Annotated in this window: 18 protein-coding genes and 4 pseudogenes; 6 read left to right on the forward strand and 16 right to left on the reverse strand. The window is 69.4% G+C overall.

Annotated features, from left to right (window positions below):
• The 6 genes from AOK23_RS03460 to AOK23_RS03485 form a co-directional block, all read right to left on the reverse strand.
• Window positions 1-615, reverse strand: a 615-nt coding sequence (locus AOK23_RS03460) for a fumarylacetoacetate hydrolase family protein (RefSeq protein ID WP_055711267.1), incomplete at its 3' end; no start/stop codon positions are given.
• Window positions 608-1,531, reverse strand: coding sequence for a 3,4-dihydroxyphenylacetate 2,3-dioxygenase (locus AOK23_RS03465; protein ID WP_055711268.1), 924 nt, complete (start codon window positions 1,529-1,531; stop codon window positions 608-610). The genes AOK23_RS03465 and AOK23_RS03460, both read right to left, overlap by 8 nt.
• Entirely contained in the window at window positions 1,524-2,987 is a 1,464-nt protein-coding gene (locus AOK23_RS03470; RefSeq protein WP_055711269.1) for an aldehyde dehydrogenase, read from the reverse strand. The genes AOK23_RS03465 and AOK23_RS03470 overlap by 8 nt, the downstream gene beginning before the upstream one ends.
• A 35-nt stretch (window positions 2,988-3,022) precedes the next feature.
• Window positions 3,023-3,829: an acetoacetate decarboxylase family protein gene (locus AOK23_RS03475; protein ID WP_055711270.1), complete on the reverse strand. Its 807-nt coding sequence runs from the start codon at window positions 3,827-3,829 to the stop codon at window positions 3,023-3,025.
• Window positions 3,830-3,843: 14 nt separating this feature from the next.
• On the reverse strand, window positions 3,844-5,052 hold the full coding sequence (locus tag AOK23_RS03480; protein WP_055711271.1) for an NAD(P)/FAD-dependent oxidoreductase: 1,209 nt from the start codon (window positions 5,050-5,052) through the stop codon (window positions 3,844-3,846).
• Between the two features lie 2 nt (window positions 5,053-5,054).
• Window positions 5,055-5,243, reverse strand: a complete 189-nt coding sequence (locus AOK23_RS03485) for a ferredoxin (RefSeq protein ID WP_055711272.1) — start codon at window positions 5,241-5,243, stop codon at window positions 5,055-5,057.
• A 354-nt stretch (window positions 5,244-5,597) separates the two neighbouring features.
• Between AOK23_RS03485 and AOK23_RS03490 the strand changes: the two genes are divergently transcribed.
• The 5 genes and pseudogenes from AOK23_RS03490 to AOK23_RS49330 form a co-directional block, all read left to right on the forward strand.
• Window positions 5,598-6,917, forward strand: coding sequence for a glutamine synthetase family protein (locus AOK23_RS03490; protein WP_420823685.1), 1,320 nt, complete (start codon window positions 5,598-5,600; stop codon window positions 6,915-6,917).
• Window positions 6,918-6,934: 17 nt separating this feature from the next.
• Window positions 6,935-8,221 (forward strand): cytochrome P450, encoded by a 1,287-nt coding sequence (locus AOK23_RS03495; RefSeq protein WP_055711274.1) that lies wholly within the window; start codon window positions 6,935-6,937, stop codon window positions 8,219-8,221.
• Window positions 8,222-8,337: 116 nt separating this feature from the next.
• A complete protein-coding gene (locus AOK23_RS03500) occupies window positions 8,338-9,276 on the forward strand; it encodes a TIGR03619 family F420-dependent LLM class oxidoreductase (RefSeq protein ID WP_055711275.1) in 939 nt (312 codons plus the stop codon).
• 31 nt (window positions 9,277-9,307) lie between these two features.
• Window positions 9,308-9,514, forward strand: a pseudogene (locus AOK23_RS44410) (NAD(P)-binding domain-containing protein); the annotation flags it as partial.
• A 396-nt stretch (window positions 9,515-9,910) separates the two neighbouring features.
• A pseudogene (locus AOK23_RS49330) lies at window positions 9,911-10,297 on the forward strand (YunG family protein); the annotation flags it as partial.
• A 27-nt stretch (window positions 10,298-10,324) separates the two neighbouring features.
• On the opposite strand, the pseudogene istB reads toward AOK23_RS49330, so the two are convergent.
• From istB to AOK23_RS03525, 4 genes and pseudogenes are all read right to left on the reverse strand, one after another.
• Window positions 10,325-11,148: pseudogene (istB, locus tag AOK23_RS03510) on the reverse strand (IS21-like element helper ATPase IstB).
• 92 nt (window positions 11,149-11,240) lie between these two features.
• Window positions 11,241-11,465 (reverse strand): hypothetical protein, encoded by a 225-nt coding sequence (locus AOK23_RS49335; RefSeq protein ID WP_240496234.1) that lies wholly within the window; start codon window positions 11,463-11,465, stop codon window positions 11,241-11,243.
• 566 nt (window positions 11,466-12,031) lie between these two features.
• A complete protein-coding gene (locus AOK23_RS03520; RefSeq protein WP_055711278.1) occupies window positions 12,032-13,513 on the reverse strand; it encodes a flavin-containing monooxygenase in 1,482 nt (493 codons plus the stop codon).
• The gene (locus AOK23_RS03525; protein WP_055711279.1) at window positions 13,510-14,460 is read right to left on the reverse strand and encodes a patatin-like phospholipase family protein; all 951 of its coding nucleotides are present in this window, start codon (window positions 14,458-14,460) and stop codon (window positions 13,510-13,512) included. Before AOK23_RS03525 ends, AOK23_RS03520 begins: the two co-directional genes overlap by 4 nt.
• A gap of 58 nt (window positions 14,461-14,518) precedes the next feature.
• Here AOK23_RS03525 and AOK23_RS03530 point away from each other — a divergent pair, with 58 nt between their 5' ends.
• The gene (locus AOK23_RS03530) at window positions 14,519-15,112 is read left to right on the forward strand and encodes a TetR/AcrR family transcriptional regulator (protein WP_055711280.1); all 594 of its coding nucleotides are present in this window, start codon (window positions 14,519-14,521) and stop codon (window positions 15,110-15,112) included.
• Window positions 15,113-15,544: 432 nt separating this feature from the next.
• Here the strand turns inward: AOK23_RS03530 and AOK23_RS03535 are convergent.
• The 6 genes and pseudogenes from AOK23_RS03535 to AOK23_RS03560 form a co-directional block, all read right to left on the reverse strand.
• Window positions 15,545-15,754 (reverse strand): annotated as a pseudogene (locus AOK23_RS03535) (transposase); the annotation flags it as partial.
• Window positions 15,723-15,959, reverse strand: a complete 237-nt coding sequence (locus AOK23_RS44425) for a transposase (protein ID WP_079049262.1) — start codon at window positions 15,957-15,959, stop codon at window positions 15,723-15,725. The gene AOK23_RS44425 and the pseudogene AOK23_RS03535, both read right to left, overlap by 32 nt.
• 408 nt (window positions 15,960-16,367) lie before the next feature.
• Window positions 16,368-17,621 carry an NAD(P)/FAD-dependent oxidoreductase gene (locus AOK23_RS03545; RefSeq protein ID WP_055711281.1) on the reverse strand — a complete coding sequence of 418 codons (1,254 nt, stop codon included), beginning with the start codon at window positions 17,619-17,621 and terminating at the stop codon, window positions 16,368-16,370.
• Window positions 17,618-17,941 (reverse strand): 2Fe-2S iron-sulfur cluster-binding protein, encoded by a 324-nt coding sequence (locus tag AOK23_RS03550; RefSeq protein ID WP_055711282.1) that lies wholly within the window; start codon window positions 17,939-17,941, stop codon window positions 17,618-17,620. Before AOK23_RS03550 ends, AOK23_RS03545 begins: the two co-directional genes overlap by 4 nt.
• Before the next feature lie 32 nt (window positions 17,942-17,973).
• A complete protein-coding gene (locus tag AOK23_RS03555; protein ID WP_055711283.1) occupies window positions 17,974-18,861 on the reverse strand; it encodes an SDR family NAD(P)-dependent oxidoreductase in 888 nt (295 codons plus the stop codon).
• Entirely contained in the window at window positions 18,858-20,081 is a 1,224-nt protein-coding gene (locus AOK23_RS03560; protein ID WP_079049263.1) for a cytochrome P450, read from the reverse strand. The genes AOK23_RS03555 and AOK23_RS03560 overlap by 4 nt, the downstream gene beginning before the upstream one ends.
• Window positions 20,082-20,220 lie beyond the last annotated feature (139 nt).

Consider the following 20,220-nt stretch of genomic DNA (forward strand, 5'->3'; position numbering starts at 1 on the left):
GTAGAGGGTGATGGTGCGGGCGATGTCGGCGACGAGGTAGTGCATGTCCCACTGCATCTCGTCGGTCGTACCGTCCTGGACGACCTTGCCGTTGACGTAGGTGCGCAGGCTCTTGCCGCGGAAGTCCCAGTCGGTGACCAGGCCGGGGCCGAGGGGGCAGAGGGTGTCGGAGCCCTTGACCCGGAGCATGGAGCCGGCGTCGGTGTCGCGGAAGTCGTGCAGCCCGTAGTCGTTGGCGATGGTGTAGCCGGCGATGTACTCGCCCGCTTCGGCCTGGGAGATGTTCCGCGCGGTCTTCCCGATGACGATGGCGACCTCGCCCTCGTAGTTGAGCCACTTGCAGCCCTCGGGACGGACGATCGCGCCTTGGTGGGAGTTGAGCGCCGAGGTCGGCTTGTGGAAGTACGTGGGAGTGGCCGGCAGCTCGATCCCGAACTCGTCGACCCGGCTGCGGTGGTTGAGGTGGACGGCGACCACCTTCGAGGGGACCACCGGAGGCAGGTGCTGCGCCCCCTCGATCTTGACGCGGCGGCCGTCCCCGGCTACCAGTTCGTCACCGTCGACGGTGACCTGGACGGCGGCGCCGTCGAGGAGGATGCGGCGGTACTCAGGCATGGGCGGGCTCCTGGGGGGTCGTGGTCGGGCTGCCGGTCCAGCCGCCCTCCGGGCGGTCGAACCAGAGGTGCACCTGGCCGGTGCCGATCGAGTTCTCGTACTCGCCGTACTGACGGGCCCTGGCGACGCAGGCGCGCTCGCCGAGGGCGCCGGCCATCATCAGGTAGTGGAAGAACTTCGCCTCCGGCTTGTACTTCCAGAACTCGTTCATCGTGTCGAGGACCTTGTCGTGACGGCCCTCCTTGAACCAGGCGATCCGCTCGAAGTCCGCCGCGCGGGCCTCGGGCGTGAAGATGTGCACCGGGTCGCTGGCCTCGTGGTCGCGCAGCTCGCGCAGCGGCCAGAAGGTGTGCGACAGGGCTCCGGAGGCGATCAGCAGCACGCGCCGCCCCGGGGTGGCGGCGATACCGTCCGCCAGGGCGCGGCCGAGCCGCAGGTGGTCCTCCATGTCGCCGGTCTGGCAGACGCCGATGGTCACCCACCGCTTGTCGGGCAGGCCCTCGCCGAGGAACTTCCACAGGTTGATGGTGGCGTAGTAGATCGGCAGGTACTCGTCGTCGATCGCGGTGATCCAGGTGCCGTGCTTGTCCGCGAACTTCTCGATGTTGCCGGCGAGCTCCGGGTCGCCGGGGAAGTCGTACGGCATCCGGCACATCCCGCGCGGCAGCTCCTCGGAGGTGAACAGGCCGGCGCGGCGGTGCTGGGCGGTGACGACGAACTCGACGGTGGTGGCCCAGTGGGAGTCCAGGACGACGACGGTGTCGTAGTCGTCGCGCGCGAAGACGTCCTCGCGGAGCTGGTGCAGGCCGGTGACGAGAGTGATCTCCTTGCCCCCGTTGAGCTCCAGCCGGGTCTCCTCGGGCAGCACGATGGTGGGGACGTGGGCGAGCAGGCCCGCCCCGACGATCTCACCCATGGTCCTTCCATCCCTTCGGAGCGGTCACGGTGTTCTTGACGTCGCAGTAGAAGTCGAAGCTCCAGGTGCCGCCCTCGCGGCCGACGCCGGAGAGGCGTGAGCCGCCGAAGGGGGCCTGGAGGTCGCGGACGAAGAAGCAGTTCACCCACACCGTGCCCGCCACCAGCCGCGCGGTGACCCGCTCGGCGCGCTCCGGGTCGCCGGTGAACACGGTGGCGGCCAGCCCGAACCGGGTGCCGTTGGCGAGCCGAACCGCCGTCTCCTCGTCCGTGAAGGTCTGCAGCGTCAGGACCGGGCCGAAGACCTCCTCCTGCACGATCTCCGAGTCCTGGGCGACGTCGGTGAGCAGGGTCGGCGCGTAGTACTGACCGTCCCCCCGGTGGCCGCCGATCACCGCACGGGCCCCGGCGGCGAGCGCCCGCCGCACGAACCCGTCGATCTTCTCCAGCTGGCGGGGGTGGATGTTGGGCCCGATGTCGGTGGCCTCGTCGCGCGGATCACCCTGCTTCAGCCCGCTCGCCTTCTCGACGAACCGGCGCGTGAACTCCTCCGCGACCGACTCCTCGACCAGCAGCCGGGTGCCCGCCAGGCACACCTGGCCGGCGTTGTCGTACTGCTCCACCGCCAGGTCGACGGCGAGGTCCAGGTCCGCGTCGGCGAACACCAGCAGCGGGGACTTGCCGCCGAGTTCGAGGCTGAGCGGCGTGAGGTGGGCGGCGGCCGACGCGGCGATCCGCTTGGCCGTGGGCACCGAGCCGGTGAAGCTGATGCGGCGCACGTCCGGATGCGAGGTCAGCGCGTCGCCGATCTCGGAGCCGTAGCCCTGGACGAGGTTGAGGACACCTGCCGGGAGCCCGGCCTCGGCGGCGATGTCGGCCAGCAGGGAGGCGGTCAGCGGTGACCACTCGGCGGGCTTGAGGACGACCGTGTTCCCGGCGGCGAGGGCGGGGGCGACCTTCCAGGTGGCCAGCATGAGCGGGGCGTTCCACGGGGTGATCAGAACGCAGGGGCCGGCCGGGTCCCAGCTGACGTGGTTGGTGTGGCCGCGGGTGTCGAAGTCCTCGTGGTCCAGCTGGAGCAGCCAGTCCGCGAAGAAGCGGAAGTTGTGCGCCACGCGTGGCATCACTCCGCGACGGTGGGAGCGCAGCAGGGCGCCGTTGTCGGTGGTCTCGACAATGGCGAGCTCTTCGATCCGCTTCTCGACCCCGTCGGCGATCGCGTGCAGGATGCGGGCGCGCTGCGCGCGGGAGGTGGCGGCCCAGGCGGGGAACGCGGCCTTGGCGGCGGCCACGGCGGCGGCTGCCTCCATGGCCGTGCCCCGGGAGATCTCGCCGATCGTGCTGCCGTCGATGGGCGAGACGTCCGGGAACGTCTGTGTCGAGGCGACGCGTTCGCCGCCGATCCAGTGCCGGGTGTCGACGGCGACTCCGGCCACGGTGATGGTGTGTTCGCTCATGCTCTGTTCCTCCGGTCTCGCGAGGTGGTGGGGGTCTACTCGGCGCCGGAGGTGCCGGATTCCAGCAGTCGGCCGCCGTCCCAGACGACGCCGACCTGGCGGTAGTAGGCGGCGATCGGCTCGCGGATCTCCAGGCGGGCCAGCTCTTCGGTGGGTGCCTCGAACAGTTCCAGCTCGGCGTCGCCGCGCCAGGCCTGTCCCGCCTCGAAGGACGCGGCGCCCGACTCGATCAGCTCGTCCAGGGCCAGGCCCTTGCCCTTCTCGATGGAGGGCAGCCACCGGTGGTGGGCCATCGGGTGGGCGTTGACGAAGCCGTTCGTCTCCGACGGCTCGCGCAGGGTGACCACGGTATGGGCCAGGCGCCGGTCGGCGGCGGCGAGCGTGGCGCCGAAACGGGCCCCCGCCTCGATGCGCGGAGCGGGACCGTACGGGTGCGGGCGGGTCTGGTGGATCGAGCCGAGCTTCTTCGGGTAGCCCTGGTGCAGGCCGCGGGCGATGGCGAAGTCCTTGTCGACCCAGATGTAGGCGCATCGCGAGTAGGTCTGTCCCCGGTACTTGCAGCGGACGACCGCGAAGGCCTCCTTGTACTGGGAGAGCACGGGATCGAGCAGTTCCTCGCCGGATGCCGAGCAGGACTGCCAGTCGGCCCAGATCAGCGCCACCGCGCCGGGGTCCTCGTCGGCGAGTTCCAGTGACTCGGGAAGCAGCTCACGCACGCGTGCCGGGTCGGTGCGGTACTCGACGGTGAGCAGGTCCCCGGAGTAGCGCCAGGGCGGTGAGGGGATCAGCGACGAGGCTCCGCTCGCCGTCTTGGGGAAGAAGAATCCACGGACGGTGGTCATGATCAGCAAGGTCCTTAGGCGGTGAGGGCGGGCTGCTTGAGCAGTTCGGCGCGGTAGCGGGAGGCGGCGGCCGCCGCGGCCTGGCCGCCGAGGGCGACGACACCGGTCAGCCGGCCGGCGGCGTGGTAGCCGACGACGACGTCACCGTCGAGGTCGCCTTCGAGTACGCGCACGTCTTCCTTGCCGAGTACCGGTGCCCCGAAGGACTGCAGGCGGAAGTCGTGCTGGTCGCTCCAGAAGGTGGGCAGCGGCGCGAACGGGGACAGGTCGTGGCCGGTGCCGGTCAGCTGGGCGACGAGGGTCTTCGCCGCGTGCTTGGCGGTGTCCGTGGGGATGCACCAGTGCTCCACACGGCGCGGTACGCCGTCGTAGCGGGCGTTGGGGAAGCGGGCGACGTCACCGACGGCCACCACGTCGGGCCGGCCGCCGACGCGCAGGTGCTCGTCGGTGAGCACGCCGTCGCTCAGATCGAGGCCGTTGCCGTCCAGCCACTCGGTGTTGGCGAGCGAGCCGACCGACTCGACCACCACGTCGGCGGGCAGGACGGTGCCGTCGGCGAGGGCGACACCGGTGACGTGGTCGTCGCCGGTGAAGCCGGTCACGCCCGTGCCGAGGGCGAAGCGCACGCCGCGTTCCTCGTGACGCTTCAGCAGGGCCCTGGCGAGGAGCTCGCCGAGGGGGCCGACCATGGGCAGCGGCAGCGGGTCGACGACGGTCACCTCACGGGCGCCCAGAGCGAGGGCGGTGGCGGCGACCTCGCAGCCGATGAAGCCGCCTCCGACGACGACCACGCGGGCTCCGGGCCTGGTGAGGGCCTGCCGCAGGCCCTGCGCGTCATCGATGGTGCGGACCGTGTGCCGGCCGGCGAGCGGGCCGGGGCAGCGCAGGCGCCGGGGCCTCATTCCGGTGGCGACGACCAGACCGTCGTACGAGAGCGCCTCGCCGTCGTCGAACTCGACGATGTTCTCCGCGAACCGGGCGGCGACGACCCGGGTGCCCAGTCGCCACTCCGCGTCGGCCACGCTCGCGCGGGGCCGGAAGGCGAGGGACTCGAAGGGGGCCTTGCCGGCCAGGACCTCCTTCGACAGGGGCGGCCGGTTGTAGGGCATGTGCGGCTCGTCACCGACGAGCGTGATTGCTCCGGTCCAGCCGGCGGCCCGCAGCTGCTCGGCTGCGCGCAGGCCGGCCATGGAGGCGCCGGCCACGACAATGCGTGCGTTCATCATCAGTCCTCGACGCGGATGGCCTGGAGCGGACACACGTCGGCGGCTTCCTCGACCTCGTCACGCAGCGCGTCGTCGGGGTCGGACACATAGGCCAGGTGGCCGCTGTCGTCCATGGAGAAGACATCGGGTGCGGCGAAGACGCACTGGCCGTGGTCCTGGCACTTGTTCATGTCGACGACGACCTTCATGGCCGGTCCTCCTGAATGTGAGGGCGTCGGGGCGGGGGCGAGGGCGAGAAGAGGGGCCCGGCCGCTGTCATGCCGGGCCCCGGCCAAGGGCCCGGCATGACTGACCGAACCCTTACTCATTTGGCTTCAAACAACATAGGAAGCCACCCACCCCTGGTCAATACCTATCCATGCGGATAATTTTTTTCCAGCCCCCTCTTGCGGGGTGCCCGCACCCCCCATACCGTTTGGCATCAAACAAGTTGCCCGTGTGCCTCCACCCGCACCGGCCTCTGACTCCCCTCGTCATCCACACCCCAAGCGCCCGAGGAGACATCGGTGAGCGCAGCCCCAACCCCCAGCCTCCGTCAGCACATGCAGCGGCTCGCCGCCGAGGGCATCGACGTGGTGCGCGTGACCTATCCCGACCTCATCGGCACCGACCGCGCACGCGACATCCTGCTGGACCACCTGCCGTCGGCCTGCGACCACGGCCTGGCCTTCTGCCGGGCCGTCTACCACACCAGCCCCCAGGGCGACGTGGTCCCCGTCTCCGGAGGTCTGGACGCCGGTCTGCCCGACATCACCGTGCGCCCCGACCTGGCCAGCCTGGTCCCCCTCCCCTGGGAACCCGGGGTCGCCGCCTGCCTCGCCGACGTCACCGACCCGGCCACCGGCATGACCGCGCCAGAGTCACCCCGCGATCTGCTGCGCACCGTCCTCGACCGGTGCGCCGAACACGGCCTGCGTCCGGTGGTCGGCCCCGAACTCGAATACTTCCTCTGCGACGAGGACCCTGCCTCCCCGAGCGGCTGGAAGCGCTACTCGGGCGCCGCCGGAGTCGTCTACACAGCCGGTCTGCGCGCCGACGGCGACAACCACCTGCTGCGCACGTTGCGCCTGCTGCGGGACATGAACATCGGGGCGACCAGCGGAAACCACGAGTTCGACGGCGGCCAGTTCGAGATCAACCTCACCCACTCCGAGGCCCTGTCCGCCGCGGACCGCGCCTTCTTCTTCAAGTCCGCGATCAAGGAGCTGGCCCGGAAGGAGGGAAAGCTCGCCACCTTCATGGCCAAGCCGTTCAACGACGCCGGAGGCTCCGGTTTCCACCTCCACCTGTCCTGCGACAACGACGAGGGCGGCAACGTCTTCGACGATCCCGCCGGGCCGTACGGGCTGTCCGCCACCGCCCGCCACGCCGTCGCCGGCATCCTCGCCCACGCCCCGGCCCTGGCCGCACTGGCCAACCCGACCGTGAACTCCTACAAGCGGTTCGGCCCGGACACCCTCGCCCCCTGGCTCATCGACTGGGGCCTGGACAACCGCAGCGCCATGGTCCGCATCCCGCCCGAGCGCGGCTCCGGCGCCCGGTTCGAACTGCGCCTCGGTGACGCCAGCGCCAACCCTTACCTGCTGATCGCGGGCACGATCGCCGCCGCGCTGCTCGGGGTACTGGCCGGCGAGGAGCCCCCCGCCCCGCTGGAGGGGTACGGCTACGACACCGCCAGGGCGTCGGTGCTGCCCATGAGCCTGCCGGCCGCGCTGGACGCCCTGGAGGCGGACACGGAACTGACCGACGTCCTCGGCAAGGACTTCACCGCCTCGTTCCTCTCCTACAAGCGCAACGAGACCGAACGCTTCCACCGGCACGTCACCGACTGGGAGTTCACCGAGTACGCCTACCACCTGTGACGACTGGGAGCCATGCGATGACGACCGAGACCCCGACCGCCGCCGTGAACGAACCGATGCCGCTGGTGGACGTCAACCTCGCCGACCTGGACAACTTCACCGACGGGATCACCCCGTGGCGCATGTTCCACACCCTGCGCCACGAGGACCCGGTGCACTGGCAGCCCGAGGACGCCCCCAACTCCGGCTTCTGGGCGGTGACCCGGCACGCCGACATCGCCCGCGTCGACCGCGACGCCGAGACCTTCACCTCGATGAAGTTCGTGAACCTCGAAGAGGTCGACGAGGACCAGATCAAGACGCGTGCCTCCATCCTGGAACTGGATGGCGTCCGCCACCGCGCCATGCGCAGCCTGCTCCAGCGCCAGTTCGGCGCGAGCGTCATCAACAGCTACACCGACTTCCTGCGCGGCCTGACCGCCACCACGCTGGACGCGGCCCTCGCCAAGGGGACCTTCGACTTCGTCAAGGAGGTCTCCGCCGACTTCCCCATCAACGTCCTCGCCCGCCTCCTCGACGTTCCGCCGGAGGACAACCAGCAGCTCATCGACTGGGGCAACCGCATCATCGGCAACACCGACCCCGACTACGCCGATGTCCTGCTGGACAGCGAGGAGAGCGAGCAGTACCGGCACCTGCCCTTCCGCTCGCCCGCCTCGCTGGAGGTCTTCGAGTACGGCCGTGAGCTGGCCCGGCAGCGCCGCGGCGGCGACGGCACGGACCTGGTGTCCAGGCTGGTGAACACGACCCCGAAGGACGGTGTGCCCCTCTCGCCGCAGGACTTCGACAACTACTTCCTGCTCCTCGTCGTGGCCGGCAACGAGACCACCCGCCACACCATCACCCACTCCATGCTGGCCCTCCTCCAGCACCCGGAGCAGCTGGCCCGCCTCCAGAACGACCCGTCCCTGATCCCCGTCGCGGTGGAGGAGTTCCTGCGCTGGGCCTCCCCCGTCTACCACTTCCGCCGCACCGCGACCCGGGACGTCGAACTCGGCGGCAAGCGGATCCGGGAGGGCGACAAGGTCGTGATGTGGTACGCCTCCGGCAACCGCGACGAGGCGGCCTTCGTCAACCCGTACGACTTCGACGTCACCCGCGCCGACAACGACCACGTCACCTTCGGCAAGGGCAGCCCCCACCTGTGCCTGGGCAACCTGCTCGCCCGCACCGAGATCCGCATCATGTTCGAGGAGCTCATCCCGAGGATCGCGGACATCCGTCTGACGGGCGAAGTCCCGCGCGTGCGCTCCAACTTCGTCAACGGCATCAAGAAGCTGCCGGTCGAGGTCACCCTCGCCTGACCGCGACCGCCTGCCGCAGCCGTCCGGACGGCTGCGGCCGCCGGGGCGCCCCGATTCGAACCAGCGGCCGCCCCTCACGTCTGCCCTCAAACACACTCGGCCCGAGGATAGCCACGATGACCACCCCCCGCATGCAGCTCGTCCTGAGCGAGAACTGGACCATGACCGGAGGCCGCGCGGATCTGCCGACCGTGATCCGCTGGGCCCGCGAGGCCGAGGACGCCGGATTCGACTCCGTCATGATCAGCGAACACATCGTGCTCGGCCCCGACGCCGGGGCAGGCGGCGTGATGGGCAACCCCCGCGACTACGCCCTGCCCGGCAACCAGGACCCCCACACCCCATGGCCCAACTCGCTCATGCTGCTCAGCGCGATCGCCGCTGTCACCGATCGCCTGCGTCTCGCCGCGTCGGCGGTCATCGCTCCCCTGCGGCATCCCCTGCTCCTGGCCCGCGAGCTCGGCACCCTCGACCTTCTCTCCGAAGGCCGGCTGATCGTGCTGCCCAACGTCAGCTGGAGCCGCGACGAGTACGCGGCACTCGGCGTCCCGTTCTCCCGGCGTGGCAAGCTCCTCGACGAACACCTGGCGATCTGGGCGAAGTTGTGGGGCCCCTCTCCCGTGTCTCACCAGAGCGAGTACTACACCTTCCAGGACGTCTACTTCGAACCCAAGGCACACCGCCCGGACGGCCCCCGACTGTGCTTCGGCGGTGCGGGCATGCACGACGCGATGGTCCGCAGGATCGTCCGGTACGGCCACGCCTTCAATCCGCTGGGCACGGTGAAGCCCGAGGACTTGCAGACGCTGAAGACCGCGATGGCCGCCGCGGGCCGCGACATCTCCGACCTGGAGATGATCGGCAGCACGCGCGCCGTGTTCCCCGACGACAACTCCTGCGCCGACCTCGCACAGGCCCTTGAACCCATCCCCGAGCAGATGACCCAGGGCTTCACCACCTTCTGCGTCAAGCCCTCGCAGTTCACCGACGACCCGGACGGAGTGGGCGCGTTCTGCCGCGAGGTGATGCGCCGCGTGGAGTCCCTGACCGCCTGACGGCGCCGACCGATATCCCGCACCTCGCGGCATGACCACTCTCGACGAAGCCGTCGGTGCCCGCCCCTTCACTCCCGATGACGCCACTCGAGACGATCCCCATCGCCTCCCCGATGTGTCGGGCCTTGTCGTCGGCATCCTCGCCGGAACCGGCCCACAGGGGCGCGGCCTCGCCCACCGGCTCGCCGGTGCGGGCCAACAGGTCATCATCGGCTCACGGAACGCGGCCCGGACCGCCTCCTGATGTGTTGATCGTCGCCACTCCCTGGGAGGACATGCCGAGCTGCTGACCCGCTCCGCATGAACTCGTCGGCAGGATCCATCACCATGCCAGGCGCCCTCAAAGTGGCGGCAAGCGTCCGACCGAGCCGACACAGGGGGCAGAACGGTCCAACCACCCTCGCTTTTGGCTCCCCCAACGTCCACCCATCACGCGCCGCGAGTCACAGGCGTGTCCACGGACAGTGGGACATCCGGGTGAGCGGACAACTCAAGTCCTTGCTGACGGACAGTTGATCTCCCTGCCCGGTATGACTATTTGTCGCTTGTTCGGCGGCTCGTGCGAGTTCGGTCATGTGGGGCTCGCGGCTCCGGTGCCCTCTGCGATGTCGGTGGTGGCTGCGATGCTGGCGGCATGATCCCTTGGAACCTGCTCGATCTCGACAGAGCCCTGCGTGCCAGTTGGGCCGCCGACACCTGTTCGCCCGATGACCAGGCCGACTGGCAGCCCGGCAACCCAGCCTGGGGGCACTGTGACATCACGGCCTTGGTCGTCAACGACGTCTTCGGCGGTGATCTCATAGTTGGTGAGGTGCACCTTGACGGGACCCAGCACGGCTTCCACTGGTGGAACCGGCTGCCCAGCGGCATTGAACTCGACCTGACACGCGAGCAGTTCCAGCGCGGACAGACCATCACTGCTGCCCGTGTCGTCGAGCGCCCGCCGGGGCCTCTGCCGCACCGCTGGGAGGAGTACCTCCTGTTGCGTGAGCGCGTCATCAAGCACCTCGGCCCGCTTCCAGGGAGCCCGTCTGAGGCAGGGCCTGGGTCAGCCCGGCTGGTTCAGCGGGACGACGCCCTGACCGCTGGTGGCCTGGGTCAGCCGCAGCGAGGAGCCTTCCGTCAGGACGATGTGCGCATGGTGCAGGAGCCGGTCGACGGCGGCGGTGGCCAGCGTTTTCGGCATGATCGAATCGAATCCTGAGGGATGGAGGTTCGAGGTCACGATCACGGACCGGCGCTCGTAGACGGCATCGATCACGCGGTAGAACGCCTCCGCGGCGGCCTGCCCGCTGGGCAGCATGCCGATGTCGTCGACGACGATGAGGTCACAGCGGGTGATCTTCGCGACAGCCTTGGAGACCGTGTTGTCGACGGTCGCCCGCCCGAGGTGGGCGGTGAGCGATTCGAGGGTGAACCAGGCGACCTGCCCTGGTCGATCGCCTTGTTCGCCAGGGCCTCCGCGAGGTGGCTCTTCCCCGTCCCCGAGGGCCCGGCGACAGCGAGATTCTCCGCCCGGGAGACCCACTCCAGTGTCATCAGCGCGTGCTGGGTCGGCGCCGGGATCGAGGAGTCGGGCTCCCGCCAGGAGTCGAAGGTCTTGCCCGAGGGCAGCTGGGCGAGGCGGCTGTGGTTGCGGCGGGTGGCCTCGTCCCGGCCCCTGATCTCCGCTTCCAGGAGAATCCGCACGACCTCGGCCGGGTGCCAGCGTTGGGAGCGCGCGGTGGCGAGGACCTCGGGGGCGGCCTTGCGCAGGTACGGAAACCGCATCCGCCACAGGACGGTCTCCAGCTCGGGCGGGATGGGCGGTGCGACGGGCGGCGGCGGGAGTGGCGTCGGGGCGGGAGCGGGCACAACCTCGGCGGGGTCCATCACGGTGCGGTCATCGTCAAGGTCCTTTCCTTGCAGTGTTGTTCGGTTGCGCCTCTCCCGGGCCGCGAAGCGGCCGGCCCGGGAGAGGGAGATCAGGCGGGCTTGCGGCCGAAGTCGGCCCAGGCCGAGGTGCCCGGCTGGACGGAGTGGGCTTCGTCGGCGACGACCAGGTCGGCGGGGCGGGAGCCGTGGCGGCGGTGCTGGACGATCGACATCAGGTCGTCCTCGGCGAAGCGTCCGGCGGTCGCCGCGAGTCCGAGGGCGATGTCGACCTCGCCGACGCCGACCAGAGCGGCGAGTTCGACGGCGGACGCCATCTTCACCCGCATCCGGGCGGTGCCGGCTGCGGCGGCCTCGATCAGCCAGGACTTCGCGCCGGGGCCGAGTTCGAAATGCCTTCTCCGCTTCGTTGGCCGGCTTCGACCGGGGCTGGCGCGGGCCGCCGTCCATGTCCTGCGGATGGCCGGGGTAGTGGGAAAGGTCGATCACCGGCCGTCCGGGCAGGGACAGTTGGTGGCGGGCGACCTCGGTCAGGCCCGCAGGGTTGCGCTCGGCCAGGCGCTTGAGCTTCAAACGGACGTTGTTGATGTTGTTCGGAGCCGGGTCCAGGTCCATCGCCTTGCACACGCCCCGTGCCAGTAGCGGACCGTCTGCCTGGGCGAACACCGCCATGATCACGGAGGGTTCGCGTTCGTGGTCTGGCTGGGGCGAGATCACGAGATCGTCTCTGCTGTAGGCGGCCTGCGGGACAGGTCGCCGTCGAGGCCGCCGAACATGACGTGGGCACCCTGGGGGCGTACGCCCTCGCGGTGGCGAGTCCGATGCCGCGTGCGGCGCCGGTGGCCCGTGATGTCGGCGCCGCGCTTGTCGATGGCGGGGAATCTTATGCGCTGATTTCCTGCTGGTCGGTGGGGTGGATGACGGTGAAGTCTCGGGTGTCGAAGCGTGCCACCTGTGTGCGGAGCCGGCCTGTGGACCAGGGCCAGCTGAAGCTGTTGCGGCCGTTGGCGTCGAGGTAGTAGCTCCGGCATCCGCCGGTGTTGTAGACGGTGCCCGCGAGGGCGGCCTGCAGTTCGGTGTTGTAGGCGCTCTGCACGTCGCGGCGCACCTCGAGCGACGCCCACCCCTCGGCGCGGGCTGAGCGGATCGCGCCGAAGGCGAGATCGAGCTGGGCTTCGAGGATGGTGAACGCGGAGCTGTGTCCGGTGCCCAGGCCGGGACCGAGGAGGAGAAACGCGTTGGGGAACCCGGTGGTGACGGTGCCGAGGTACGCCTCGGGGGAGCCCTGCCAGTGGTCGGCGAGGGAACGTCCGGCGCCGTCGTGGATGAGGTTCGACAGGGGCATGTCGAGGATGTGAAAGCCCGTACCGAGGATGATCGCGTCGACTTCGGCGCTGCTGCCGTCGGCGCCGAGCACGGTGGCGCCGTCGACCGTGCGGACGGCGCAGGCGTGCACGTCCACATTCGGGCGGGTCAGGGCCGGGTAGTAGTGGTTGGAGAACAGGATGCGCTTGCATCCGATGGTGTAGTCGGGGGTCAGCTTGCGGCGCAGTTCACGGCCCCGCACGGTGGCGCGCAGGTGTGCGCGTGCCACGGCCTGAACGCCGCGCAGCAGCGAGGGCCTGCGAAATCCGTGGCCCAGCATCTCCATGGCCCGGTACTCCACCGCGGCCACCGCGGCCCGGGCGCCGGGCACGTGCCGCATCACCCACCGTTCGGCCTTCGGTATGCGATGGTCCGGCTTGGGCAGCACCCACTGGGCAGTGCGCTGGAACAGGTGGAGCCGGTCGACCTGCGGGGCGATGGCCGGGACGAACTGCACGGCCGATGCCCCGGTGCCGAGCACCGCGACCCGCTTGCCGCGCAGGTCGTAGTCGTGGTTCCAGCGCGCGGAGTGGAACACCTCGCCGGGAAACTCCGCAAGGCCCGGGACATCGGGGATGAGAGGCTCGTTCCACGGCCCGGCACCGGCGATCAGGAACCGGGCGGTGAATTCGCCGGCAGTGGTGCTGATCCGCCACCGTGCCGCGTCAGGCTGCCAGCGCGCCTCGGTCATACGCACGCCGAACCGCGTGTGCGCGCGCAGCCGGTGCCGGTCGGCGACCCCTGTCACGTAAGCGAGGATCTCCGGCTGATGCGCGTACACCCTCGTCCAGTCCGGGTTCGGCGCGAACGAGTAGCTGTAGAGCCGGGACGGCACATCGCACTGGCAGCCCGGATAGGTGTTGGCCCGCCACGTACCGCCGAAGCCGTCGGCGGCCTCGATGATCAGAAAGTCCCGGATCCCGGCCTCGCGCAAGCGGACCCCCGCGCCGACCCCGGAGATGCCGGCGCCGATGACGATGACCTCGAAATGGGCGCTCATGCCGTGGTGCTCCTGTCTAGGGCTCGCTTGACGCGGTCGGGCGCGGTACGCAGGGAGACGTCGAGGGTGGCCGGGCGGCGGGTGACGTCCATGAAGTTGAAGCCCATAACGGCCAGTTCCTCGGCGCCGGGCTCGACCCGCACGACGCGGCTCCCCGCTGTCCGAAGCAGGTGTTCCTCCGCGTCGAGGGTCCGGGTCATCCAGCGCCTGACGACGCGTTCGAGGCGGCTCAGTCCGGTGGCGGGCGCGCCCCCGGACGTCGCCATCGGGGCGACGATCACCACCTCGTCCAGGCCGAGCGGGGCAACGAGGTCGGCCGACGTCGGCGACACCACCCCGCCATCGAGGTAGGCGCGCCCGCCGATCCGCACGGCAGGGAACCAGCCCGGGATCGCCCACGACGCGGCCAGCGCGCTGCCGATGTCGGTGACCGGGGCATCGGGCGAACCGAACGCGACCCGTCGGCCGGAGCGCGTCTCGGTCGCCACCAGCCACGTACGTGACGAGTCGAGCCACGTGTGGCCGTCCGCCAGCGCGGCGCCGAAGTCCCGCAGCCACCCCGCGTCCCCACGGCCGCGTGGCAGGAGGCCGAGCAGCCCCGAGCCGAGCGGGACACGGCCCCGGGCTGCCGCCGCCGTGAGCCCGGCGCCCGGCAGTCCCGGCCACGGAACCGGTGGCAGGGCGCCCGGGTGCATGCCGACGTGCCGCAGGAGCAGGGGGTCCGCGTCGGACCGGCCCTGCAATGCCGCAAGCAGGTCGGAGACCGACCGGCCGGACCCGAGCGCGGACACGACCTCCGCCCCGGCCGACGTCCCCACCAGCACCTCTGCCGTGCGGGCATCCCAGCCGAGCTGCTCCTCGATCGCGGCAAGCGCCGCAACCGCCCATGCGAAGCCGACAGTGCCGCCGCACCCGACGACCAGCCCGCGTCGTTGACATCCCGCCATAGATTCTCCCGGTATTCGAATTCCATGGGAATTCGAAAGCTAGCGGTATCCTCCGGGGGTGGCAAGACTGACCCGGGCCGAAAGTCAGGCCCGCACCCGCGAACATGTCCTCGACACCGCGTACACGCTCTTTCTGGGCGACGGCTTCACGGCGACGTCAATGGAGCGTGTCGCCGAGGCGGCGGGCTACTCGAAGGGGGCGGTGTACTCCAACTTCGCCACCAAGAACGAGCTGTGCCTGGCCGTCCTGGACCGCATCGCCGCGGAACAGGTGACACAGCTGGCCGCCGCGATGGGCGACGCGCCCCGCTTCGAGGACCGGATCGCGGGATTCGCCCGCTGGGCCGACGAGACCATCGGCGACAGCTCGTGGACCGCGCTGGAAGTCGAGTTCGCCACCGCCAACCGCCGCGACAAGCACGTGTGCGAGCAACTCGCCCAGCGCCGGCGCACCGTCACCGACGCGCTCGCAGAGCTGATCCGGGCGCAGGCCGACGAACTCGGCATCACACCTGCCCTGCCCGCCGACACCGCCGCCCTTACCCTGCTCAGCCTCGGCATCGGGCTCGGCGTCCAGCGCGCCTTCGACTCGACCGTCCCGGTGCAGCCCATCGTCGACCTGCTGCGCACCGTCATGAGCGGGCGCCCCTGAAGGCGGCCATGCCGCTGCGCCGACGGTGCGGGCACCCGGCAGGAAGGGGCGACTCGGAGGCGAGCGGCGCGAAAGCGGCGGTGCCGAGGGAGCGTTGGCGCGCTGCACCATTCACGCAGCCGTCGCCAACCCGGGACCCCTACGGACGGCCCTTGGGTGCGCCGCACAGGGGGGCCACAACCAATGGGCCGGGGTGGAGCGCTCGCGCGTGAGTGGGCCGAGCCTTCGCGTCACCGGCACTCCCCGACGGGCTCATCACCCCAGCAGCCCACGAAAACGCCGCAGTTCCAGGCGGCCATGCCGGTCCGGGACCTCCGTCGACCGCCCTGCGCCGTCTCTCCTCGATCCTGCCGCAGCGTGCAGAGCAGCAAAGGGCAGTACAGCAAGGAATTGCCCCTTTTCATCCGTACACAGGTGGGGACGTTCGCGTGTACGCCGACAACTGGCCTCGTTCCAGTCCCGCAAGCGTCGCCAGCAGGTCACACCGAGCCGAAGCTCAGCGCCTGGGGCAGGTACTCCCGCTGAATACCGGTGTGCAGCACGTGGAGGATCCCGCACAACGCATGCCGGTCCGGCAACGGCTTGGCGACCCGGATACCGAAAGCGGCGCTCACGCTGAGGCAGCAACGGCTCCAGGGGGTCCCGCAGCCTGCCTGATCCAGCCGCGCAGGGCCTCCGGGTGCACGCCGAGATCAACAGCCAGCTTCTTGATCTGCGGCTTCGGGTCGGAGGTGCGGTACCTCCGCACCGCACGCTCACGCAACTCCAACGAGTACTTCCTGGGGGCAGCCATGGTCGATGCTCCTCTCATGAGAACCATCTGACCCTCTGTCACCATCCTCCGCATCTCGGGGGAAGCTCGGTCCAGCCCGTCCCGGATGACCAGGCCTTGTCACGGGTGCGGGCTCGGGGCGGGGCGGGCAGTTGACGGGGGAATTCACCTGCCCGCCCCGGTGGGCAGAGGCCCAGCACCAAAGGGGGGATTTGCGGGCCGCGCCGAGCCGTCCAATGAGCCGGGGGATGCACATGCTCGTGGAACAGCCATGACGGCACTCGTCGTCGCACGGGCAGTGGTCAGCGCAATTCCGGTGTCAGGGCGGACGCTGGGGTACTCGTCCTCGGCGTGCTCGGCCTCGTGCTGAGTGTGCTCGGTATTGCCACGTCGGCATGAGTGACGGGGCAGGGAGAAGCCTCCCCGACCCGTCAGCCCTGGTCGGCATGAGAACTGGTCTCAACGGTCGGCTCGGCTGCACCCTCAGTCCGTGGTGCCGGCACTCGCCAGCGCAGCCTCGAGAAGGCGGCGGCCCGGATCCGCGGCGATGCCGGCGTCCACCAGGACGCGCTGCGCGATGAGTTTCCGCGCCGCCGCGTAGTCGGCACGCGAGCCGATCGCGTCTACGGCTGTCACGACTCCATCGCGGAGGTACAAGACCGAGAACCTGCGCTCGTCGGGGTTGCCCCGGATGACCAGCTCGTCGTCCGGGACGACGAGGCCGGCGGACTGAAGCTTGATATCGTACTGGTCGCTCCAGAACCAGGGCGGGTCGACGGCCGGCTGCTCCACACCCGAGAGGTAGTCGGCGAGGACGCGGGCGTGCGAGACCGCGTTCGGCATCGATTCCAGTCTCCTCGGCGGTTCGCCGTCGAGATCGGTGACCTTCGCGACGTCGCCGACCGCGAACACGTCGTTCGCGCTGGTCCGGCAGAAGCGGTCGACCAGGATGCCACCGTCCACGTCGATCCCGGCGCGCGCCGCCAACTCGTCGTTGGGAACCATTCCGATTCCCACGAGGAGCTGGTCCACGGCGATCCGCGAGCCGTCACTCAGGACGGCTCCGATCACGTTCCCGGCGTCGGAGTACTGGTACTCGACGACGGCCGTGCCGACGCGAACGTCGACGCCTCGGTCGCGATGGAGGCGCCGGAAGAATTCCGACACGACGGGCGATGTGACCCGGCCCAACAGTCGAACTGCAGCCTCGACAAGCGTCACCTGAGCGTCGAGGGAGCGGAGCACCGATGCGATCTCGAGTCCGACGTAGCCCCCGCCGACGACCACGAAGGACGCGCCGTCCGTTCGCACCGCCTTCAGCCTGTCGACGTCGGCCAGCGTGCGGATGTAGTGAACGTTGGGCGCCGATCGCAGGATGGAGTCCGGCAGCCGTCGCGGTCGGCCGCCGGTCGCGAAGACCAGCTTCCGCCAGGTCCGGACACGTCCGTCGTCGAGGGTCACGGTCTGAGCCTCGAGGTCGACGTCGGCCACGGCGACACCGGCCGAGACGGCGATACCGTGGCGATCGTAGAAATCGGGCCGGCGCAGGTAGAGGTCGGCCGCTTCGACCTCCCCTCGGAGGTATGCCTTCGACAGCGGCGGTCGGGTATAGGGGACGTGGTCCTCCTCCCCGACGATGGCGATGCTGCCACCCCAATCGCGAGATCGCAGGGCAGCGGCCAGCTCTCCGGCAGCCTGCCCCCCGCCGATGATCAGGAGGTCGCTGTCGGCGGTCATCGCTGCGTCTCGGGGACGTGGAGCGACAAGCCGTCCAGGTCCTCCGTCAAGGTGATCTGGCAGCAGAGCCTGCTGGCGGCAGTCGGCTCCTCCGCGGTCACGTCGAGCATCTGTTCCTCTTCCGCCGTCATCGGGGGCAGCTTCGCCACCCACGGAACGTCGACGAAGACGTGACACGTAGCGCAGGACAGGTCTCCTCCGCACTCACCGACGATGCCAGGTACGAGATTCTCGACCGCCACTTTCATCAAGCTTCGGCCCACATCGGCTGAGACGGTGATGCGTTCCCCGCTGGGCTGCGTGAAGGTAACTTCGGGCATTTCGCTACTTCCCTATCGGTGCCGTCAGGACGTCACATGTGCCCGGCGACAGGACACTTCGCGGTATCACCGGTGCCGTCGTGCACAGACGCATCGTCGGAAGGACCGACGACGGGCAACGTTTGGACCGACGCCATGACCTGACGCGCGTGCTCGAGAGCGAACTCCCGGGTCACGGGGTTGGTGGCGGTGATGTAGTCGCCTTTCATCAGGCCGTCAACCGCTTGCCGGGCGACCTCGTCGGCGTTCTGAGCGTTCGGCTCGATGGCTTCGGCGAGTTCGCGCGATGAGCGGATCAGCTCGACCAGCTTCTCGGTCCTCACCCAGCTCGGGGCGAGCAGAGTCACTGAGACCCCCGAGTCGGCGAAGTCGCGCCGGGCCGTATCCACCAGCCCGAGCGACGCATACTTCGCCGTCGTATAAACGCTGGCGGGGAAGACATGCGGCGGCACGCCGAGTGAGTGCTCGGACCCCACGACCAGGAGTCGGGCCGGGGACCCGGAACGGGACGTGCCGATCAGAGCCGGCGCGAATGCGCGGATCACGTTGTAGACACCGAACACCATGATGTCGAAGGTGCGTCGGGCGGTCTCCGGGTCCGACTCCCGGATTGAGCCGGAAGCGCCTCCCCCCATGACGTTGGCCACCACGATATTGAGGCCGTCCTGGGCCACTCCGGCCGCCTTCAACACGCCCGACAGGTCGGTGGTCGACGTCACGTCGGCGTGGACATACGTTGCGCGTCCACCGGACCCGTTGATGTCCGCGGCCGCCTTCCGTCCGCCGTCGTCATCGATGTCGCTCACTACCACGAGCGCTCCACGGCGCGCCAACTCTGTCGCAATGGCCTTGCCGACGCCGGTGGCGGCTCCGGTCACGAGAGCCGTCTGGCCGTCCAGGCTCGTCTCCACCGCGCTCATGCCCAGGCCACCGGAAGGGATCGGATCTGATTGATGAAGACGGACCGGCCGCGTTGCGGCTCACCGTCCAGCCTGAGCGAGAACCCGCGCTTCGACATCTCCTCGAAAAGGATCCGCAACTCCAGCTTCGCGAGCGCGTTGCCGATACAGCGATGTGTTCCCGAACCGAACGTCAGCGATGCCGTCTCCGTGCGCCACGGGTCGAACTCATCGGGGCGATCGAACACCGTTTCGTCACGGTTCGCCGCGATGAAGTACAGGTTGAGGAGGTCGTTCTTGCGCACCTCCTGGCCGCCGACCACGGTGTCCTCGGACGCCGTCCGCGACATGAACATGGCTGGCGTGATAATGCGCAGGAACTCGTCGACCACCTTGTCGGGGCCCAGTTCGTCGATGCCACGCACCGTCCTCTCCGCGACCTCCGGATCCTCGAGGAGCATCCGCATCGATTGACCGATCAACGTGTGCGTCGTCTCGAAGCCGGCGCCCTGCAGCAGGTTCAGAAAGCTGTGGCCCTCGCCGATCGTGACGTCGCCTCGCTCGATCGCGTGGGCGATCACGGTCGTCATGTCGTCCTGCGGCTCCCTGAGCTTCAGAGGGATGAGCTCCTCGCGGTAGTACGCCATCGTCTTCTCGATCGCTTCTGCCGTCTGGGCGAGGTCACCCGTCCCCTGTGCAGCGAACGCGTCGAGCGTGCGATCGACGATCCACTGCCGCTGCTCACGCGGCACCCCCTGGATCTGCGCGATCACCAGGGCCGGAACGACTTGAGCGACCTCCGTGATGTAGTCGAAGGACGTGAGCGTGCCGATGTGATCCAGCGTCTCGACCACGATCTCGCGGACCCACGGGTCGAAGTTCTTCACGACCCGGGGACCGAACGCCTTCGCCGCGACGCGACGCACCGAGCTGTGGCGGGGCGGGTCCATGTGCATCAACAGGTCGATGGTGGGGTTGAGCTGCGGATCGGCAGGCAGGTTCGTGCCCGGCCAAGCCGCGCCCGGGACGGAGCTGAAGAGGTCGGGCCGCGCTTCGATGTCGAGAATGTCCTGGAACCGCGTGACGGCCCAGAAGCCACCGTTCGCGACGCCGATCGATGCATCCTGCCAGTAGAAGCCGGGCTGGCTTCGCATGTAGTCGAAGGCGCCGAACGGCACCGCATCCTGAAAACTTGCGGGGTCGGCCAGATCAGGCAGAAGGGCCTGAGCGGTCGTCGACATCGCATCCTCCTTGAGGCGACGGGAGGCCAGCGTAGACCTCACGCACACAATAAATCAACTAGTTGGTTACTGGAATCGGGAACACCGAGCAGGTTGCGTAAGCGACTGATCGCGCCATGCGATCAGTCGAGCGCGATGG

The organism is Streptomyces torulosus, from assembly GCF_001419765.1.
GTDB classification, from domain to species: Bacteria; Actinomycetota; Actinomycetes; order Streptomycetales; family Streptomycetaceae; genus Streptomyces; species Streptomyces torulosus.

Bases quoted from the DNA above. Each gene is read 5' to 3' on its own strand.
- AOK23_RS03465 (WP_055711268.1), bottom strand. From the start codon at position 1,531: ATGGGTGAGATCGTCGGGGCGGGCCTGCTCGCCCACGTCCCCACCATC.
- AOK23_RS03470 (WP_055711269.1), bottom strand. From the start codon at position 2,987: ATGAGCGAACACACCATCACCGTGGCCGGAGTCGCCGTCGACACCCGG.
- AOK23_RS03475 (WP_055711270.1), bottom strand. From the start codon at position 3,829: ATGACCACCGTCCGTGGATTCTTCTTCCCCAAGACGGCGAGCGGAGCC.
- AOK23_RS03480 (WP_055711271.1), bottom strand. From the start codon at position 5,052: ATGAACGCACGCATTGTCGTGGCCGGCGCCTCCATGGCCGGCCTGCGC.
- AOK23_RS03485 (WP_055711272.1), bottom strand. From the start codon at position 5,243: ATGAAGGTCGTCGTCGACATGAACAAGTGCCAGGACCACGGCCAGTGC.
- AOK23_RS03490 (WP_420823685.1), top strand. From the start codon at position 5,598: ATGCAGCGGCTCGCCGCCGAGGGCATCGACGTGGTGCGCGTGACCTAT.
- AOK23_RS03495 (WP_055711274.1), top strand. From the start codon at position 6,935: ATGACGACCGAGACCCCGACCGCCGCCGTGAACGAACCGATGCCGCTG.
- AOK23_RS03500 (WP_055711275.1), top strand. From the start codon at position 8,338: ATGACCACCCCCCGCATGCAGCTCGTCCTGAGCGAGAACTGGACCATG.
- AOK23_RS49335 (WP_240496234.1), bottom strand. From the start codon at position 11,465: ATGGCGTCCGCCGTCGAACTCGCCGCTCTGGTCGGCGTCGGCGAGGTC.
- AOK23_RS03520 (WP_055711278.1), bottom strand. From the start codon at position 13,513: ATGAGCGCCCATTTCGAGGTCATCGTCATCGGCGCCGGCATCTCCGGG.
- AOK23_RS03525 (WP_055711279.1), bottom strand. From the start codon at position 14,460: ATGGCGGGATGTCAACGACGCGGGCTGGTCGTCGGGTGCGGCGGCACT.
- AOK23_RS44425 (WP_079049262.1), bottom strand. From the start codon at position 15,959: ATGCGGAGGATGGTGACAGAGGGTCAGATGGTTCTCATGAGAGGAGCA.
- AOK23_RS03545 (WP_055711281.1), bottom strand. From the start codon at position 17,621: ATGACCGCCGACAGCGACCTCCTGATCATCGGCGGGGGGCAGGCTGCC.
- AOK23_RS03550 (WP_055711282.1), bottom strand. From the start codon at position 17,941: ATGCCCGAAGTTACCTTCACGCAGCCCAGCGGGGAACGCATCACCGTC.
- AOK23_RS03555 (WP_055711283.1), bottom strand. From the start codon at position 18,861: ATGAGCGCGGTGGAGACGAGCCTGGACGGCCAGACGGCTCTCGTGACC.
- AOK23_RS03560 (WP_079049263.1), bottom strand. From the start codon at position 20,081: ATGTCGACGACCGCTCAGGCCCTTCTGCCTGATCTGGCCGACCCCGCA.